Source organism: Rhizobium sp. FG113, from assembly GCF_057809895.1.
The window spans coordinates 1-18,219 of record NZ_JBMDKV010000024.1; the positions used below are offsets into that span (position 1 = coordinate 1).

20 protein-coding genes and 2 pseudogenes are annotated in these 18,219 nt (G+C 55.0%); 17 read left to right on the forward strand and 5 right to left on the reverse strand.

The genetic code is table 11. The features are described from left to right. The first annotated feature begins 81 nt into the window (after nt 1-81). Nucleotides 82-1,386 (forward strand): adenine deaminase C-terminal domain-containing protein, encoded by a 1,305-nt coding sequence (locus ACODTZ_RS31920; protein ID WP_489030790.1) that lies wholly within the window; start codon nt 82-84, stop codon nt 1,384-1,386. Nucleotides 1,387-1,401: 15 nt separating this feature from the next. Further along, on the forward strand, nt 1,402-2,145 hold the full coding sequence (locus ACODTZ_RS31925) for a cyclase family protein (RefSeq protein WP_489030792.1): 744 nt from the start codon (nt 1,402-1,404) through the stop codon (nt 2,143-2,145). Nucleotides 2,146-2,588: 443 nt separating this feature from the next. On the opposite strand, the pseudogene ACODTZ_RS31930 reads toward ACODTZ_RS31925, so the two are convergent. Further along, nucleotides 2,589-2,696, reverse strand: a pseudogene (locus tag ACODTZ_RS31930) (IS110 family transposase); the annotation flags it as partial. On the opposite strand from ACODTZ_RS31930, the gene ACODTZ_RS31935 reads away from it, so the two are divergent. From ACODTZ_RS31935 to ACODTZ_RS31945, 3 genes and pseudogenes are all read left to right on the forward strand, one after another. Then, nucleotides 2,643-2,975: a hypothetical protein gene (locus ACODTZ_RS31935; RefSeq protein WP_489030922.1), complete on the forward strand. Its 333-nt coding sequence runs from the start codon at nt 2,643-2,645 to the stop codon at nt 2,973-2,975. The pseudogene ACODTZ_RS31930 and the gene ACODTZ_RS31935 sit on opposite strands and share 54 nt — an antisense overlap. A 189-nt stretch (nt 2,976-3,164) precedes the next feature. Beyond that, nucleotides 3,165-4,007, forward strand: coding sequence for a cupin domain-containing protein (locus ACODTZ_RS31940; protein WP_489030794.1), 843 nt, complete (start codon nt 3,165-3,167; stop codon nt 4,005-4,007). A gap of 36 nt (nt 4,008-4,043) precedes the next feature. Continuing rightward, a pseudogene (locus ACODTZ_RS31945) lies at nt 4,044-4,183 on the forward strand (nucleoside hydrolase); the annotation flags it as partial. A 215-nt stretch (nt 4,184-4,398) separates the two neighbouring features. On the opposite strand, the gene ACODTZ_RS31950 reads toward ACODTZ_RS31945, so the two are convergent. Then, nucleotides 4,399-5,124, reverse strand: coding sequence for a TetR/AcrR family transcriptional regulator (locus ACODTZ_RS31950; protein WP_489030796.1), 726 nt, complete (start codon nt 5,122-5,124; stop codon nt 4,399-4,401). A 142-nt stretch (nt 5,125-5,266) separates the two neighbouring features. Between ACODTZ_RS31950 and ACODTZ_RS31955 the strand changes: the two genes are divergently transcribed. Both ACODTZ_RS31955 and ACODTZ_RS31960 read left to right on the forward strand, forming a co-directional pair. Further along, a complete protein-coding gene (locus ACODTZ_RS31955; RefSeq protein WP_489030798.1) occupies nt 5,267-6,421 on the forward strand; it encodes an alpha-hydroxy acid oxidase in 1,155 nt (384 codons plus the stop codon). A 185-nt stretch (nt 6,422-6,606) separates the two neighbouring features. Beyond that, entirely contained in the window at nt 6,607-7,062 is a 456-nt protein-coding gene (locus ACODTZ_RS31960; protein WP_489030800.1) for an NUDIX domain-containing protein, read from the forward strand. A 100-nt stretch (nt 7,063-7,162) separates the two neighbouring features. Here the strand turns inward: ACODTZ_RS31960 and ACODTZ_RS31965 are convergent, their stop codons facing one another. After that, nucleotides 7,163-7,972, reverse strand: coding sequence for an IclR family transcriptional regulator (locus tag ACODTZ_RS31965; RefSeq protein WP_489030802.1), 810 nt, complete (start codon nt 7,970-7,972; stop codon nt 7,163-7,165). A gap of 438 nt (nt 7,973-8,410) precedes the next feature. Between ACODTZ_RS31965 and ACODTZ_RS31970 the strand changes: the two genes are divergently transcribed. Beyond that, nucleotides 8,411-8,545, forward strand: a complete 135-nt coding sequence (locus tag ACODTZ_RS31970) for a hypothetical protein (protein ID WP_489030804.1) — start codon at nt 8,411-8,413, stop codon at nt 8,543-8,545. A gap of 260 nt (nt 8,546-8,805) precedes the next feature. Here ACODTZ_RS31970 and ACODTZ_RS31975 read toward each other — a convergent pair whose 3' ends face one another. Both ACODTZ_RS31975 and ACODTZ_RS31980 read right to left on the reverse strand, forming a co-directional pair. Next, nucleotides 8,806-9,291, reverse strand: coding sequence for a MarR family winged helix-turn-helix transcriptional regulator (locus ACODTZ_RS31975; RefSeq protein WP_489030806.1), 486 nt, complete (start codon nt 9,289-9,291; stop codon nt 8,806-8,808). A gap of 37 nt (nt 9,292-9,328) precedes the next feature. After that, the gene (locus ACODTZ_RS31980) at nt 9,329-10,471 is read right to left on the reverse strand and encodes a M20/M25/M40 family metallo-hydrolase (protein ID WP_489030808.1); all 1,143 of its coding nucleotides are present in this window, start codon (nt 10,469-10,471) and stop codon (nt 9,329-9,331) included. Nucleotides 10,472-10,661: 190 nt separating this feature from the next. Between ACODTZ_RS31980 and ACODTZ_RS31985 the strand changes: the two genes are divergently transcribed. The 9 genes from ACODTZ_RS31985 (at nt 10,662) to ACODTZ_RS32025 (ending at nt 18,124) form a co-directional block, all read left to right on the forward strand. Next, nucleotides 10,662-11,747 (forward strand): LLM class flavin-dependent oxidoreductase, encoded by a 1,086-nt coding sequence (locus ACODTZ_RS31985; RefSeq protein WP_489030810.1) that lies wholly within the window; start codon nt 10,662-10,664, stop codon nt 11,745-11,747. Between the two features lie 73 nt (nt 11,748-11,820). Further along, complete coding sequence (locus tag ACODTZ_RS31990; RefSeq protein ID WP_489030812.1) at nt 11,821-12,804, forward strand: ABC transporter substrate-binding protein; 984 nt, start codon at nt 11,821-11,823, stop codon at nt 12,802-12,804. Between the two features lie 110 nt (nt 12,805-12,914). Then, a complete protein-coding gene (locus tag ACODTZ_RS31995) occupies nt 12,915-13,691 on the forward strand; it encodes an ABC transporter ATP-binding protein (RefSeq protein ID WP_489030814.1) in 777 nt (258 codons plus the stop codon). Continuing rightward, entirely contained in the window at nt 13,688-14,542 is an 855-nt protein-coding gene (locus ACODTZ_RS32000; protein ID WP_489030816.1) for an ABC transporter permease, read from the forward strand. Before ACODTZ_RS31995 ends, ACODTZ_RS32000 begins: the two co-directional genes overlap by 4 nt. A 7-nt stretch (nt 14,543-14,549) precedes the next feature. After that, nucleotides 14,550-15,293: an SDR family NAD(P)-dependent oxidoreductase gene (locus tag ACODTZ_RS32005; RefSeq protein WP_489030818.1), complete on the forward strand. Its 744-nt coding sequence runs from the start codon at nt 14,550-14,552 to the stop codon at nt 15,291-15,293. Nucleotides 15,294-15,419: 126 nt separating this feature from the next. Continuing rightward, the gene (locus ACODTZ_RS32010) at nt 15,420-16,031 is read left to right on the forward strand and encodes an NAD(P)H-dependent oxidoreductase (protein WP_489030820.1); all 612 of its coding nucleotides are present in this window, start codon (nt 15,420-15,422) and stop codon (nt 16,029-16,031) included. A 29-nt stretch (nt 16,032-16,060) separates the two neighbouring features. Then, a complete protein-coding gene (locus ACODTZ_RS32015; protein ID WP_489030822.1) occupies nt 16,061-16,864 on the forward strand; it encodes an alpha/beta fold hydrolase in 804 nt (267 codons plus the stop codon). 23 nt (nt 16,865-16,887) lie between these two features. After that, nucleotides 16,888-17,274, forward strand: coding sequence for a Rid family hydrolase (locus ACODTZ_RS32020; protein WP_489030824.1), 387 nt, complete (start codon nt 16,888-16,890; stop codon nt 17,272-17,274). 106 nt (nt 17,275-17,380) lie between these two features. Continuing rightward, nucleotides 17,381-18,124 (forward strand): SDR family NAD(P)-dependent oxidoreductase, encoded by a 744-nt coding sequence (locus ACODTZ_RS32025; RefSeq protein ID WP_489030827.1) that lies wholly within the window; start codon nt 17,381-17,383, stop codon nt 18,122-18,124. The last annotated feature ends 95 nt before the right edge of the window (nt 18,125-18,219 follow it).

Here is an 18,219-nt window from a genome sequence, read left to right on the forward strand (position 1 = left end):
CCCCCCCCCCCCCCCCCCCCCCCCCCCCCCCCCCCCCCCCCCCCCCCCCCCCGCCAAGGTGGCCGACTATTGCGCCGCCGCGTGGCCGGTTTTTACTCCGCCGTTGACATCGGTGCGCCTCGCTTCGTTTACGATCACACACCGGATGTCTTCGACGATGCCCTGCAGTCGACCATCTACGCCCGCTCCAACGGCAAGGTCGTTGACGGAAACGCGGCAGCGATCTTCAACGACCAGCTTGCCGCCCACATCATTGCGAGCGGTACGGATATATCCTGCCACGAGACTACTACCAAGGAAGAGGCGCTCGAGAAGCTGCGCTACGGCGTTCGCATTCTGATGCGCGAAGGCTCGACCCAGCGAAACATGCGCGAGTGCATCCGCGTTTACACCGAGGATGGCCTGGACCCTCGCTACCTTTGCCTCGCAACCGACGACATGTTGCCGGACGACCTGCGCGATCATGGGCACATGAATGATGTCGTCAGGCGGACCATCGCCGCCGGCATCAAGCCGGTCCTGGCTATCCAGATGGCGACGATCAACCCGGCAACCTGGATGGGTCTGTCCGACGTCGGCGTGCTGGCACCGGGCAAGCTCGCCGACATCTGCGTCGTCAAGGGTGACATCGCTGAAATGAAGGTCGCGCAGGTCTTCGTCGGCGGGAAACTCGTGGCCGAAAACAACAAGCTCCTCATCGATATCCCATCGTATCGCTACCCGGACTGGGTTCGAAAGAGCGTGAAGCGCGGACCGGTCTCGAAGTCCGAACTTTCGCTTGAGGCGAAGGGCGACTCTGCACGAGTTCGCGTCGTCGGCCTTATTCCGGACCAGAATCTCTCGCGTTCCATCGAGGCAACGGTTCCAGTCGTCGGCGGTATCACGCAGGCGGATGTCGCCAGTGACACGCTGCTGGCCGCTGTGGTCGAGCGACACGGGCGTCATGGTGGCGTGGCGAAGGGCTTCATCAACGGTTTCGGGATGAAGCGCGGCGCCATCGCGGAAACGGTATCCCACAACAGCCACAACATCATTGTCATGGGGACGAACCACGATGACATGGTCGCGGCCGTCAACGAAGTGATCCGGATCCAGGGCGGTATCGTCATGGTGGACAGTGGCGAACTCATCGGAACGCTTCCTCTTCCGGTCGCCGGACTTATCAACGATGAGCTCAACGCCGCGGAGATGACGGCAAAGGTCGCTGAAATGACCAAGATCGCTCAGGAGCGTCTTGGCGTGCAGGTCCATGGTCCCTTCATGCATCTGGCCTTCCTGTCGCTCACGACCAGTCCGACCTGGAAGCTCACCGATCGCGGCCTGCTCAATGTCGAAAACCTCGAAATCCTGCCGGTGCTCATCGAGCCTGCGCTGGCAACCGCGTAAGGGGAGGGAGCGACAATGACCAACTCGAGCGGCAAGACCGCGGTTCCTCGCGTCGGCAAGAAGGCGCTGGATCGTGGAAGCAGGACCGTGATCGATCTCTCGCGCGACATCCATGAAGGGATGCCGCTGTGGCCGGGCCACCAGCTCCCTTTCAAGATGGTGAACCAGACGCATGAGGGGTTCAAGAACCGTTGGGACACCAGTTTTGGCTTTCAGGCCCATAACTGGCTCTTGAGCGAGCATACGGGGACGCATACGGACGCGATTTTCGAATACGATCCGGGGGGCGCCACACTCGATGATATGCCGCTCGAATATTACTACGGCTCGGCGATCTGCCTGGACGTGAGCGAGGTTCGACATCCCGACTATATGACGGACGTTGTCCTGGAGCGTGCGCTTGCCAAGAGCGGCCAGGAGATAAGAACGGGTGATATCGTCTTGCTTTACAGCGGCCACGGCGATCGAACCTTCGGCACGAAGGAATTCATCAACGTGTATTCCGGACTTGATCGGTCTGGCGCGGTCTGGCTTGCCGAACGTGGCGTCGTCAATATCGGCATCGATTCTCTCGCAATCGATCACAGCGATGACATGACCTTCATCGGTCATGCGGTCTGCGCCGAGTATCAGATCGTCAATACCGAAAACCTCACCAATCTCGATAAGCTCGTTGGAAAGAGGTTCGAGTATTTCGGCTTGCCTTTGCATTTCCGCGAAGGCACCGGCTCTCCGATCCGCGCTGTTGCAATCCTTTGAAAAAGTCGGGGGCGGGTATCTGCCCGCCGCCACCACCTTCCAAGCAATTCTATTGACGGATTATCGCACAAAGATAATGTTGGAGCACGCCAAAGCTGGTTTGTCGCAACAATAGACAGGGGTCAATGATGATCAAGATTGGGAGAAGGTCTGCGTTGCTGGGCGCGACCGCGCTTGCGGCTACGTCCGCTTCTCTAATCGGGCATTCAGGTCAAGCTCTTTCCTTCTGTCTTTGATGGCCTGATCGTTCACGCGGGTCACGCTTCTCTTCGCAGTCTGTTGGCTCCGTTTAGCTTGGAGCAGCTGCACGCATGCATGGGATCATGGTCTGGAGAGCCTCGCTTTTGGACGCGCTCGAAGCGCAGCAGTCGTAGTCGGCTTCATCCATCCCGTCGTCCGCATGGGACGATCCGGCCAGGATCGGTTTCGGTTGCTGTTTCAATTCATGCTGCAGCCTCCGATCCAAACCGGAATTCTGTGCCTTCAATCCACATACGATGGAGCAAGACAGCAATTTTGCGGGCAACGGCGACAATGGCTCGCCGCCTGCCTTTGGTTTTCATGAGGCGTACAACCGTTCGGTTATTTTGATCTCGATCGGTCGTATTCCGATCGAGCCGGAGATTGCCTATTTCGATCTCATGCCTTTCGCGATTGGAAAAGGCTTTGAAAAGGAAGCCTTAGGCGGAGCAATTCGGATCGCGTCTAGCTTTGCCAAACGGGTGACGCTCAGTACCTGCTCGGCAGACCATCCTCTTGCCTTGGAAAACTATCTGAGCGCGGGATTCCCGTCGTCGGCAGGGCCACGGACCAATGGCAGATCCCTTTAAGCTTGGGCTTTGACCTGTCACGCCCAATTGGAAATGCCTGATTTTTTAGCTGTCTCCCAATTTTTTGTGAAAATACTGGCAATGATGACGTGAAAGCGTTTAAACGTGTTGTGCACAACAGCAGGGTTGGCGGTCGAAGGGTAGTTCTACTTCGGCGCGCCTGCTGCGAAATTCCTTCATGGAGGCGGCATGGCCGACACGATAAGCACTCACGATCCCGAAATCGGTTGCGGTAGCGAAGGCCTCTACATTGGCCAGGTCGCTGAAATGCTGGGCGTGACAACAACGATGATACGGCAATGGGAGAAGCATGGCTTTATAGCAGCGTCACGAACGAATTCTGGCTATCGAACATATGCTGCGCCTCAGATCCAACGGATGCATGTCGTGCGCGACTTGGTGCGATCGGGTGTCAATCCCGCTGGGATACGGCTCGCTTTGCAAAAGGAAGATGGCGGAACCGTCCGCCAGCCAAACGCAACCGGGGAACAAGCAGCACTTGGAACTCGCATCCAGCGCCTTCGAAAGGCCAAAGGCGTAAGCCTCCGTGAGCTAGGCGCAGCTGCGCAGTTGAGCGCGTCGCACCTGAGCGCAATCGAGCGATCTCTCAACAATCCTTCCGTTGCGGTTCTCCAGAAGCTTGCTGCAGCACTCGGTACCAATATGGTTCAGATTCTGGGAGTACAGACCTTCGACAATCAGCTTGTCGTGAAGCCTGATGAGCGTCGCCCTCTTGATGTCAAGTTGAACGGAGTTGAGATCCAGCAACTATTCCGAGTCGAGACGGTGCTTGAATCTCTGCTGTTCATCGTCGAACCTGGAGCAACCAGCGGCGAAAGTTATCAACACGACGGCGAGGAGTTTCTGTTCATGCTCAATGGCAGTCTCGATATCGTTCTGGACGAGACCGAGCAATACAAGCTCCAGCCTGGCGACTCCATGACGTTCGTCAGCCACCGCCCCCATCGGTTCGCGAACACGGGCGAAAAGGCTGCGTCGGTACTGTGGATCAATACCCCGCCTACCTTCTGAGATATCGGCGAATTGACATAGTGAGTTCGTGCGCCTTATGGCCATATCGTTGAAGACGCGATGCTCGTGCATGATTCCTGTACATGCATCTACCTGGTAGCACTGACCACTTCTCGACGAAAAGCGGTGCTGTCCGGGACGTTTGCGGCGGCATTGCCGATGGTCAGACGATCCTTCCTCTTCATCTGCACCGAGCTTGTTTGTTTGGCCACAGCAAAACGCCCATACGTGGTAAGGATGAGAGAAAAACGCAGTTGAAGATCGATAGCGACACGGCATCGCGCTATCGGACGAGGGAGCCGATTGACTCCGTCAAGCCAGCTGCCGGGTGGCCCCGTTTGACACCAACATCTGGTGCAAGCTGATTCGGGCGGAGTTTTCAGCCTGCAAATTAGTCTAGAATGCGCAGTGCTGAGGTCACAGCGGCCTGCATTTCCTGGCGTGAGCGACCGGTCTTGCCAACAATCCGCACTCCTTGAAGCAGACACGAAAGTGTTCGCGCCGTTGCGTCGGGATCAACATGGCCAGACACCGAACCATCGCTTTGTCCCGTTAAGATAAGATCGACTAGAAATGCTTCATTGCTTTCCAACATAGCGGTTATGTATCCAGCGGCTTCAGGACGAAGGATTAGCAATTCTGTCACGGATTTTGTAAGCAGACATCCAAGCAGGCCTGCCTCGTCATGCGCGGTATTAGCGTAGAAAAACATCGCTTTTTCAAGGCGCTCGCGGCCATTGCTCCCCTCAGCAATCGCTTCTCGAATTCGTTCAATACTTGTTGCGCGATAGTACTTTAAAGCCGCAAGAAATAAGCTCTCCTTATCCTGGAATGCCTTGTAGATACTACCTTGGGCCAGACCCATTTCATCCGTTAAATCGGCAATGGATGTTCCTTGATAACCACGCCGTGAAAACACACGTATGGCTTTCTCCAGCGCTTGATTTACACTGAATTCACGCGGGCGGCCACGGGCGCGGCGGCTGCCGCTTCGCTCTGTAGTATTCGAGGACATTTCCTTTTCTACCGGGCAAACAATTCCGACATCAACATCTCTTTCGTATTTTCTTATTTTGCTTTGTGGGCGCTCACCACAATCCGAGATGACACGTCGCACCCCAGGCACGATGCGACGATCAGTATCTCATCCATTTTACCAATTGACACATATGGTCAACATATTTTACCAATTAAACATGAGTAGAATAGTTAGGTATAAGCCAACCTGTCTATTCTAACGTGTCCAGGGAGGAGACCCAATGTCCAGAGCAATTCAACGCTGCCGAAACGTCGAAGATTTCCGCCAGCTTGCCAAACAGCGATTGCCTTCACCAATATTCCACTACATTGACGGCGCCGCGGACGATGAAATCACATACCGTCGCAACACAGAGGCGTTTGCGACGTGTGACCTGGTACCCAATGTGCTGGCTGGGGTTGAGACCGTCGACATGTCCACGACGGTCATGGGCAAGAAAATGGACTTGCCTTTGTTCCTCTCGCCGACCGCACTCCAGCGTCTGTTTCATCATGATGGGGAGAGGGCCGTTGCACGGGCTGCGGAGAAATTCGGTACCTTCTTCGGGGTATCATCTCTTGGAACGGTGAGCATCGAGGAAATCGGGCGGACAATTCAGACGCCGAAGATGTTCCAGCTCTATTTCCACAAGGACCGCGAGCTCACCTGGAGCATGGTTGAGCGATGCCGTGAAGCAAAGTTCGACGCCATTGCCTTGACCGTCGACACGATCACGGGCGGCAACAGAGAGCGCGATTTGCGCACAGGTTTCACGTCTCCGCCGAAACTCACACTCTCCAGCCTGTTGAGCTTCGCCATGCGGCCAGGCTGGACGTGGAACCATCTGACAAAAGAAAAGTTCAGCCTTCCGCAACTTGACGGATATGTGAGCCAAGGAACGAATATCGCCATTTCGGTCGGCGAATACTTCTCGACAATGCTCGACCAGTCGATGAGTTGGAAGGACGCTGAGCAGGTGCGAGAGCGTTGGGGTGGCCAGTTCTGCCTGAAAGGTGTTATGAGCGTTGAGGATGCCAAACGGGCTGTCGATATCGGTGCCTCGGCCATCATGGTTTCCAACCATGCGGGTCGTCAGCTCGATGGGTCCCGCTCACCCTTCGACCAGATTTCCGAAATAGCCGACGCCGTTGGCGGGAAGATTGAGATCATCTGCGACGGTGGTATTCGCCGTGGCACGCATGTCCTCAAGGCTATGGCTGCCGGCGCGACAGCCTGCTCAGGAGGGCATCTCTACCTTTATGCATTGGCCGCCGGTGGACAGGCAGGTGTCGAAAAGACCTTGTTGAACCTGCGGACCGAAATCGAGCGTGACATGAAGCTAATGGGAATAACGAAACTCGATCAGCTGAACAGAAGCCATCTTCGTTTCAGATAGTCGCCGGCATGAAACGGAACAGAGTCACGCTTTACATGTTCTTTGAAGCGTGACTTTGTTCAGCGAGGTGAATTGTTGATAGCAGGGCAATCCGGAAATCGAATGAGCTTTGTGGTCATGACATCATTCTCGATTCTTGGATCCATCGGCTGGGTTCCCGTTTCGTCGGTTGCTAAAGGTACCCAATGTCCAAGATGAAGCCTCGCTCGCCCCGGACGGCTGCTCGCGCGATCATCGTGCACCGCGATCGCCTGCTGGTCGTGAATGCGTATCCTCGCGGCGTCTCCGATCTATGGTGCGCGCCCGGTGGAGGTATCCATTCCGGGATGTCATTGCATGATAACCTAAAGCGCGAAGTGTTCGAAGAATGCGGAGTGCATGTGAATGTTGGTGATCCATGTCTGCTGAATGAATTTCATGACCCAACGTCAGGGTTTCATCAGATTGATATCTACTTTCGCTGCACCCTACTCAGTCCTGCTTTTCCAGTAAATTGGCGGGATCCAGAGGGTGTGGTAACCGAACGACGTCTGGTTACACGCGACGAACTTGCCATGCTCAGACATAAGCCTGATAGTCTTGCAAAAGTCGCGTGGGGTTTGGGTATCCTTTATGATCCGTTGGAGGTCATAGTAAGCTAGGCACTCGGAAACACATCCTGGTTGTTGTTGTGCTTCGGACAAAGCCGCTTGAACCTTCAAGGTCGCTGGGCACGATGGGTACACGGAAGGGAAAGGTGCTCTACATCGCCTCCGCAGGTGAAGCTGCCGTCTTTTCCCGAGGTGGAGTTCCTCCCATGACGGAGGTCAATTCGTTCGCGATATGGAGCACTGTTTCTCCGATCACAGCCATGCCTGTCTGGGGTAAGCGGTTCGCAAGAGCAGAGATCGATATCGCGCCGACCGGTTCCGAGTAGGGGTCCCACACGACTGCTGCGACGCAGCGCATCCCGTAAGTGAATTCCTCATCGTCGAACGCGAAACCGCGCGCACGAATAGTGGCAATCTCGTCCATCACGTCGTCGATCTTCCGCAAACTACGTCGAGTGGTGGGCTGGAGGCCATGCCGCTCCAGGAACTTCAGGATCGCTTCGTCGGGCCACGTCGCAACGATTGCTTTTCCCATGCCCGAGTTCATAACCGGTGCGCGTCCACCTGGAGAAGCTATCGCACGGATTATTTCACGGCTCTCGACTTGAGCAACAGTGATGACTTCACCTTCCTCAAGAATGCCGAGGTTGGCTGTCTCATGGCTGAAATCTCTGAGCCTTCGCAGGAAGGGCATAGCCGCAGCAATGAAGCTCTGCCAGCGCGTGAATGCGATTCCAACCGCGAACGCCTTGCGACCGACAACCCAGTGCGAGTTCACAGCATCGAACTGTGCAAATCCTCGTCGTTCAAGCGTTGTGAGAAGCCGATGGGCGGTCGAAGGTGCGAGATGCGTTTTCTTCGCAAGAAGTGTTAGGCGAGCGCCGTCGGGATATGAAGCAAGCAACTCCATGATTGCCAAGGCACGATCGACGGATTGAACCGTTCCGGTGGATTTTTCCATTTTTAACCGATCTATTCCATATCATGGAATATTCATAGCGCCTGCGATTGAAAGTAAGAAGAGATGGCGCAGATTAAATATCTCACTTTTCCGCCATGTGGAAAAGTCTCGGATATCTGGAAGGCATTTCTTCGATGGAAACAGTTTGAAATGGGAAGGCACTGCGATGGTGGCTACCCAGTTGAAGGTATCATCAATCGGAGGGGGACGTTTCAGAAGCGAGCCTGGCTTCCGAGGCACTGGCCTATGCGCTGCGTCGCGAACCATAAGGATTAGAAGCCAACGTTATTCAACGAACCGGGTTGTCAATGGTCGCAAATCGAGTGCCGTAAACACGGACCCACTCTTATCCTGCACAGGCGCCGCGATCCCTGTTGAGCCAGTGATGGACGACCAACCACCGATGCCGCGACCGCGCTGGCGGGCTCAATCCTTCCTATGGGCGAAGCGAAGGGCGCCGCCTTGGCCCTGATAGTCGAGATTCTCGCGGCAGGCATGACCGGCGCCGGGTTTTCATTCGAGGCCTCTTCGCTCTTTGATGAAAGGGCGCGCTGCCCGCTCTCGGTCAGATGATCGTCTGCATCGACCCGAAAAAGACTGGCGGCGCTGGAACAGGCGTACGTCCTGTGCTCCCGGCAGATACCATCCTGTCCGATCCCGGCACCCGACTGCCGGGCCGGCGCCGACAGAATGCCCGCAGCGGGCTCTGGAGCGTGGCATTCGAGTGGAACCCGACGTGCTCGCTCTCTTTGATAAATACGCCGAGAAATAGTGCGCCCGGCGATCCTGTCGTATTTGGAGCAAGCTGGAGGTTTCAGCCGTTTTTTTCGGGGCTATTTTAGCCGATATGCCTTCAGGTTGACGCCACCAACTCCGTCAAAGCCGCTTCGGACCTTCTTCAGGAGGCGCACCAGCGTGTCAACCTCAGAGGCCGTCAGTGAGGACGTCGCATCCTGATAAAACTGCATGGCAATTGGCCAAATCTTGTCAACTGTCTCCAGTCCAGTGGGGGTGAGGAACAGCTCAACAAATCTTCTATCATCCGATTTGAGATCTCTGACAAGAAGCTCTCGTTCGACGAGCCGATCGACAATACGGCTCACGGTTGGCTGGTCCATGGTAACGTGCTTAATCAGCTCGGAGATCGAAATATTCGGCCGCGCGCGAACGACGGCCATGATCCTCCATTCAGAAAGGTTGATCTGCCGCTGCGCCTTCAACATCTTGTTGAAGTCGTAGTTCCACCTGTTGGCAACTTGATTGATCAGATATGGTGCAAAATTATCGACAAAGTCTGATGCCGTCTTCGGGCCGTTCATCTAGTTCCGTACTCCCCAGCTATATTTTTGCTCTCGGCTATTTTAGCGTCGTTATCAACCCGGCTATCAAGCGGCTGCGATTGTTAAGGCTCGTTAGCAGAATATGTTCTTCAAGGGTATGAAACAATCGGCCGACCGGACCTAGTCCGTCGAGAGTGGCAACGCCCAAGGCTCCCGTGAAGTTTCCGTCGGATCCGCCTGCGGCCACCACGCCCCTAAGATGAAAACCAAATTGCTCCGCGACATCGCCTGCAAATCCGAAAAGATCCATCGAGCTGTCACTTGGCATCCATTCAGGGCGAGACAGGCGATGTTCGACACGAAACTCGACATTTTCTGCAGTTGAGGCAAGGCCTTCTAATTGTAGACTGATTCGCTCCATAGCAGAAGTTGAGCTCGCGACAACGAGAGCCTCAGCCTCACAGTATGCCGGCACGCAGTTTGACCATCGACCCGTCGCGCATGTAGCAACTGTACATGTCGCGTATTCATCGCTCAGCTCCTCAGCTCTAATTATCTTCTCTGCAATTGTCCGCAAAGCTGTCGGCGGGCGACCAGCTCCGATCGCCCCGGCATGCCCTGGATTACTTTTTGCAAGGAGCGCATAGCGAGAAACGGGATGCCTCCCGATCACGACGCTTCCATCGGGCCTACCGGGTTCAGGCACCAGCACATACTTGTTTCTCGCAGCGTGCGCTTCAATCAGACATCTGGTTGTCGGGCTACCGGCCTCCTCATCTCCTGTAAGAAGGAGCGACAAGGGTAGGGATGACTGCGCACCCAAGGAATTCAATTGATTCACCGTTTCGAGAACAAGGCATACTCCCCCCTTCATGTCGGCAACGCCTGGCCCATAGCAGGCGTCTCCTTCGATCCGCCACGCCAACCCATCTATTGTACCGACCGGGTGCACCGTATCGACGTGCCCCATTATCAATATCCCTGGCTCGTGGGCTCTCGGGTGCGGAAATGTCGCGAGAAGGTGTCCTGCGTAACCCATCGTACCGGCAGAGCGTACGACGTTAGCACCAATTGCCTGCAAATCGCTCTCCGCCAGATCCAGCATAGAGTCCATCGCACCGGCATCAAAAGTCGGGCTCTCGCATTCGACCCATCGCCGTAACCTCGCCAGAAATCGATCATTGTGCAGTGAAAAACGCCCGAGATCCGTCGATATCATTTTGCCTTACCCCACATCTTTCTCGCCAAAAAAATCGCATCAACTGCAATCAAGCTATTGGTACAAATGAGCTTTCTTTCCGAATAAAGCTGTTCGAAATCCGAGGAACAAGCGAAACCCCACCACTTGACTCTATATGTAATTTCATATGATATTGCATTTGATAATTTTCAAGAAGGAGACTTTGCAAGTGAGTTCACATGACGTTTCGTTTGGTTACATGGTCGCCGCGTCGGACCACCCCGGGACCGATGACCACAGCCTTTACGCGGCAATGTTGAAAGATGCTCAGCTCGGCTATGATCTGGGCTATAGTGGTGCCTGGATCATCGAGCACCATTTCAGCGACTACTTCCCTCAGCCGGCGCCGCTGACAATACTCTCGCATCTTGCCGCAAAGTTCCCAGGACTTGACTTGGGAACGATGGTTCTGGTCACCCCCTGGCATCATCCGATGCGCCTGGCCGGCGAAATCGCCGCGTTGAGCCACCTATGCAGCGGAAAGCTGCACCTCGGGCTTGGACGTGGCAATGCTCAGATGGAGTATGATGCCTTTGATATCGACATGGCGGAGGCCAAAGATCGTTTCGAAGACGAGTGGCGCATCCTCGATCTTGCGATGTCCGGCGAACACTTCAGCTATCACGGCAAGGTCCTGAACGCACCTCGCGAAGTCCGTATTCGCCCGACACCGCGCCGTGATCGGATCAACTTTTACGGCGGCATGTGGCAGGCGTCTAGCGCGAAGAAAATTGCCGACCTCGGGCTTCCTCCGATGTGCAACGGCACGCATCCCTTCGAAGTCCAGAAAGACGTCATGGATGCCTGGACGGAAGCAGCAAAAAGCAACGGGATGGAAACGGACGTCACGAGAGTCGTTGCCTGCAATCTCATTGTCGCCGATACTGATGAGGAAGCATATGAGATCGGCCGCAAGCTGATGCCGAGATGGTTCCAGGCACAGGCCGATCATTACCAGCACGACGTGAACCGCAATCGCGATCTTCCGGACTATCAGCCGTTCGCCGAAATGCAGGCGCGGCGCCTGCATATGAGTGATCCGGCGAACATTGGTCCCTTCCTCGATGTCTCGCTCGTTGGGTCGCCGCAGACGATCAAAGAGCGGCTCCAAAAGTACATCGACGTGGGCTTTAACTACGTAATTCTTCTTACGGGCACGCCTGGCGTACCGCTGGAGGATCGGCAGGTGTGGTTGCGTCGCTTTGCCGAAGAGATTGCGCCTGAGTTTTCCAGCAATTTCAAACCCCGTATCTGAGATACCGGGCCAGCTAAACGCATTCGCATACAAAATCATAACTGGGAACAACAACAATTGGGAACGACAAACGATGGATACGCTTACGAGACGAACGATACTCCGTGCTTCACTTGCTGCCGCGACGATGTTGCCGGCTATGAACTCAATGCTGCTTGCGGCCGAGGGAGACCGCGTGCGGATTGCTGTTGGGGTTGACCCGACATTTTCTCATCTGCAAGTCGCGGTCCGTAAGGGCTTTTTCGAGAAACAAGGCTTGTCCGCCGAAATTCGTGCTTTCGACGACGGCAATGTGGCTCTCGATAATTTGCTGACAGGTAACGCCGACATCGGCGGCACTTCCGAAGTTGGTACGGTAGTCCGTCGCGCAAAAGGCGGAAAGATATGTGTCGTCGCGTCCGGCGTCCAAGCAGAGGACCTCTATGGCATTGTCGGATCCACCAGCATCAAGTCGCCTGATGCCCTGGTTGGAAAGACTGTCGGGATGCCGAGGGGGTCCGGTGGCCACCTTTATTTCGGCTATCTCGCCGAGAAAATTGGCTTGGATCTCAGCAAGGTCACGATCAAGTTCGTCCAGGCGCCTGAGGCAACCGCGGCCCTTTCCAGGGGAGACATCGACGCATTTGCGGTTTGGGAGCCATGGCTCACGCGAATTACGAGCGCGGTACCCAATACCCACGTGATATCCCGCACTGGGACAGATCACGCGTATTTCATGAACACCTATGTTTTATTCACGGAAAGCCTGGCCTCCAACAAACCGCTTGCCGAAAAGTCGCTCTCTGCCATCATCGCCGCCTCAGACTGGATTCACGCCAACCGGGATGAAGCGGTATCGATCGTCGCTCAGGCCCTCCGGATGAAACCGGAGGACGCTGCAACGGTGATGAACCTTCAGACCTGGAACATCAGTTTCGATGAAGCTGCCTTCAAATCCAACCTCAGCCGAGCAGGGGATTTCGCTATTGCGCAAGGCATGATCTCATCGAAACCGAGTTTCGAAGGGTTCCTGCGCCCTGAATTGCTCAAAGCCGTCGCGCCCGACCGCGTAAAATAGAAGATGCAACACCTCTTTTGAGGTCTCATCCTGCCAGCGTCATGCACTATCCAGAATGCAAACGCTGGCCGGATTGAACATCTGACATTTCAAACGATCGGAGGCACTTGATGATGGGCACGAACGACATCATTGAAATGCACGGAGTACATTTTCGTTACTCCACGCGAAAAGGCGACGAAATTATCCGAAATCTCGACTTCACCAGCAAGGAAAGCGAGTTCATCTGCCTCCTTGGACCAAGCGGGTGTGGAAAGACGACCGTCTTGCGTCTTCTGGCGGGGTTTCAGCACCCAACACAGGGAGAAATCAAAGTCAATCGAAAGCTGGTCAGCGAGCCCACACGCGATCGAGCAGTTGTCTTTCAGGGCGACGACTCGCTGTTCGATTGGGCAACGGCAAGCGACAACGTCGCCTTCGGTCTTCGGATGCGGGGTATGGCGAAGAGGCAGTATCAACCAATCGTCGAGAAATATCTCGAGATGGTCGGCCTCGCATCACACGCCCACAAATATCCCGCCGAATTATCTGGCGGAATGCGTCAGAGGATTCAGATTGCCCGCGTATTGGCAAACGATCCTGAAATTCTCCTCATGGATGAACCGTTCGGTGCCCTGGATGCCCAGACCCGCACCGAGCTGCAGGATGAGCTGATACGTATCTGGGATCAGACCAAAAAAAGCGTTCTCTTCATAACGCACGACATTGCAGAAGCGATCGTGCTGTCCGACAGGATCGGCATCATGAGCAGCGGCCCAGGCTCCCGGATCAGTGAAATGATCGATGTCGACATGCCGAGACCGAGGCGACGCTCCGATCAACGGTTCGGCGAGCTTTACGATCGGATCAACAAACTCATTCACGACCAGGTTAAGGTAAAGACATGAGTGACGACATTTCAGTAAAAACAACGGCACGGAGTGCCGATGAATACGTAAAGCGCCGACGGTATAGTGATTCATCAGTGGTACGATTTATCACAACGTCGTTCCGAAGCTCCTATATTTCAATATTCTCGGTTGTTGCTCTCCTTATCGTGTGGGAGGTCCTCGCAAAATACGTCTATCAGAGTGTCCTGATACCGCCCTTCTCAACGGTCGCGATAACCGGTTACAACATGATTGTGACCGGAGAGCTATTCACCCACATCGGAGCCAGTCTTTATCGTATCCTCGTTGGATTTATCTTCGGCAGTCTGGTTGGCGCGCCAATCGGGCTTGCAATGGGTGCTTCAAAAGTGATGCGCTCGATATTCGATCCGTTCGTCCAGTTTTTCAGGTTTATCCCGGCGATTGCGTGGCTGACGCCCGTCGTGATCTGGTTTGGACTCGGCGATTTCTCAAAAATAATGATCATTTTCTACGCTACGGTGTTTACCGTCGCCGTTAATGCATCGGTTGGAGTCAGCAACATTCCGGTCAACAAGATCTGGGCCGGAAAGACCCTTGGGGCGAACCAGCGCCAAATCTTCCTTCATATCGTGATACCGGCAGCCTTGCCGTTCGTTCTAACTGGCATGCGGCTCGCGATGGGCTACGCCTTCACGGCGGTTGTTTCCGCAGAAATGATTGCGTCTGATGAGGGACTCGGGTTCCTGATCTTCAATTCGCGGCTCTGGATGGCGACCGATGTCATCTTCGTCTCGATCCTGGCGCTCGGGTTCCTTGGCTGGGGTTGCGACATCCTTTTTCGCTACCTGACCCGTCTTCTTGCCCACAATTTTGGTCGAGCGGAGTGAGCGTGTTATGGCTCAGCGACTTCAAGGCAAGACTGCACTCATCGTTGGTGGCAGCGGAGCAATTGGGCAGGCAACCGCCAGAATCCTAGCGGCGCAAGGTGCAACTGTCATTATCGGGTTCAATTCGAGTGAAGCGGCTGCCATGTTAGCAATTTCAACGTTGCCCTCGGCTGGTCATCAGGTCGTGAGAATAGATATTGGCAATTCCGAGAGCATCGCAGCGGCCGCTCAGGAAATTGATGCGAACTTCGGGCAGCTCGATATTCTGGTCAACGCATCCGGGACGACAAAGCGGATACCACATGATCGATTGAACGATTTGACTGACGCTATTTTTGACGAAGTTATGCGTCTGAACGTCAGAGCCGTCTTTTCAGTCATCCGGGCATTCGTGCCCCTCCTGTCGAAGGGAGGGGCGGGTTGCATTGTCAATGTTTCTTCGACCTCTGCGAAAAGCGGGAGAGGAAGCAATATTGCTTATTGCGCATCGAAAGCCGCGCTCGACAACCTTGGCCTCACTCTCGCGCGCGTGCTTGGGCCTCGGATCCGGATATTGACGGTATCGCCAGGAGCGGTTGATAGTTCATTTGTTGCCGGACGTTCACGCGAGGAACTTGATCGTCTGGCACAGCAGACTGCCATGCGCGCCGTTGTGAAACCTGAAGATGTCGCCTCGTCGATACTGGCCAGCATAACGCTTATGCCGGTTTCTTCAGGCGCGATAATCACTGTAGATGGCTGCCCTTTGTAATCTCATTTCGTCTCGATGAGAGCGAGCTGACGACGCTTGGGCATCACGTCCATTTATATGATTTATCATATGATTTTGATATAAATCTCGAGAACAAGTTTGCGAAACGACAAAACGGAGGTTCCGATGTACAAACCGAAGATCATAGCTTTCACTGGTAGCCCCCAGCGCCCTTCAAAGACACGTCTCCTGGCAGAGGCCATCGCAGACAGTGTACGTGCAAACCTGAATTTCGAGTTCTCTGCGATCGACCTACTCGACGTTCAACCCGCATTGGGTTCCTTTTCCCGATCGGGACTGCCCTCGTCAACTGAGGCATGCCTGCAGGCAATCGAACAAGCAGATGCCCTTATCGTCGGCTCACCCGTGTACAAGGGATCCTATGCGGGCCAGTTCAAACACATCATCGACCTACTCGACCCACTTTCAATGGTCGGGAAACCAATTGCGCTCGCTGCGACTGGTGGCGGCCATCGACATGCGCTGGTCGTGGAACACCAGCTGCGGCCGCTTTTTGGCTTTTTCAGCGCGCTGACAATGCCAACGGCAGTCTATGCCTGCGGCGAGGAGTTTGTGGATGGCAAGGTGGCGAACGATCTTTTGTCGAAACGAATCTCGCAGCTCGGCTTGGAACTGGCAAGCCACATCAGCGCATCGCGCAAATCCGCACACCGGCACGCTGCGCCTGCACAGTCGACGAAGAATTCTGACGACGCGCTGCTTCGCGTTGGCAACTGATCTCAACGACCATGTGAAAGGATAGCGAAATGCCGATCGCTAAAATAAGAGATGCCGAACTTTACTACGAAGTGACCGGCGAAGGCGAGCCGATTTTGCTCATTTCGGGGATGGGAGGCGTGGCATCCTACTGGAAGCCTCAAGTCGACGCGCTCTCACAAAGCTATAAGGTGATCACCTTCGACCAAAGGGGGACCGGGAAAAGCACACGGTCGGACGTGACCTACACGGTGGAACTTCTGGCGCGAGATGTATTGGATCTGCTTGATGCACTGAACATCGACAGCATTCACATCTGCGGTCACTCGACTGGCGGCATGATCGCCCAGGTGCTGGCAACGACAGCCAAGACTCGCATTAAAAGCATGGTCCTTTACGGCACCCGTGGACGTGCCGACGAGTTTACCAAACGGGCGATGGGCTTGCGCCGGGAACTGCTTCTACGCGGCGAGACAGAGCTGTTCGTCAGATCGACGGCTCTCTTCTTGTATCCGAGTTGGTGGATTGTTGAAAACAATAACGTCCTCACCGCGCAGGAAGACTCGGCCATCGAGCATTTCACTGCGCCATCGATCATGGCGAGTCGAATCGATGCAGTTCTGAACCATGATCAAATGAAAAACCTGCCGGAAATCGAGGCGCCCACGCTTGTCGTATGCGCAAAAGACGACTTCCTGACGCCTGAGTATTATTCCCGCGAGCTGCACTCACTGGTTCCGGGATCCAATCTCGCATTGGTTGAACGTGGCGGACACGCTTGTTCTTTGACGAACCCAATCGAGTTCAATGAGCACGTTCAAAAATTCCTGAAATTGCAGTGCGACCGCACCTAGATTTAGAAGTGGAGAATCTCGAAATGCCAAAGCAAATCATAACACCGGACAACGCACCGCCGCCATTGGCGCCATACTCATCCGGGACGCGAGCCGGGGACACCGTATATGTCTCGGGCATGCTGGCGATCGATGCAGATGGTGTCGTCGGTAAAGACGACGTCCGAGCGCAGACCCGTTACGTTCTCGACAACGTAAAGGCAGTTGTAGAAGCCGCGGGTGGCACATTGCTGGACGTCACCTACAATGCCATTTTCCTCAAGAATCTCGGCGATTATCAAGCGTTCAACGAGATATATGCTGAGTATTTCCCTTCAGCTCCCCCCGCGCGATACTGCATTCGCGCCGACCTCGTCAGGGAAGAGTTCCTGGTGGAAGTCAGTTCGATCGCTCATCTCGGCGCGAAGTGATCCTCGCTCGGGCGTGGTCGAGAGTTCGAGAACATCAATTATGCGGCGCGGCTAAGAGGCTACGCCGTTTGAACCCGAATGAGCGACGAATCCAAAGGAAACCTCCATGTTGATGGATAATCAGTTTAGTCTCGATGGAAAGAAGGTTCTTATCTCCGGCGCCGCGGGCGCTATTGGAAGGTCAGCCGCCCGAGCCTGTGCGAAGATGGGCGCTGAACTCGTCTTGCTTGATATAAACGCAGTCGACGATGTCCGCGACGAGCTCCGCAAAGACGGCACAACGGTTTCGTCTCAGGTGGTGGATCTGACCAATAGGAAGCAAGTTGAGGGCTGCATCGATGCAAATTGGCCGATTGATGCCGTAATTGATTGCGCCGGCTATTATCCAACTGGCGACTGGATAGATGACCCCGAATGGGACGTGGCGTTCCGGAAGGTGATTGATATTAATCTATACGGCCCGCTCAATCTCGCCCGTGCCGTCCTCCCTCGCATGATTGAACGAAGAGGCGGTCGAATAGTGCTGATTGGCTCGCTCGCCGGTCGCACAGGTGGGGCAGGGCCGTCAACACAAGCGCATTATGTCGCCGCGAAGGGTGGCGTACATGCTTTGGTCCGATGGCTGTCCCGAAGGGGAATAAGGAGCAACGTCCTTGTCAATGGAATTGCTCCGGGGCCTATCGACACGCCGATGAATTCCGGTGTGGTTTTAAATCCTGACGCCCATCCGTCGGGACGGATGGGAACGCCTGATGAGATCGGCTGGCCAGCCGCATTCCTGTGTGGCGCAGCGAGTGGGTTCATGTCCGGCGTTGTGCTTGACATAAACGGTGGGCACCATTTCTCGTGAAATAGCGAACCATATCCCGCCAGGCGCTGAAGCTGGCGCCAGCGGGCCGTGCATCCATTTATCGATCATCGCAAACGCTGTATCGCGTCTCGAGC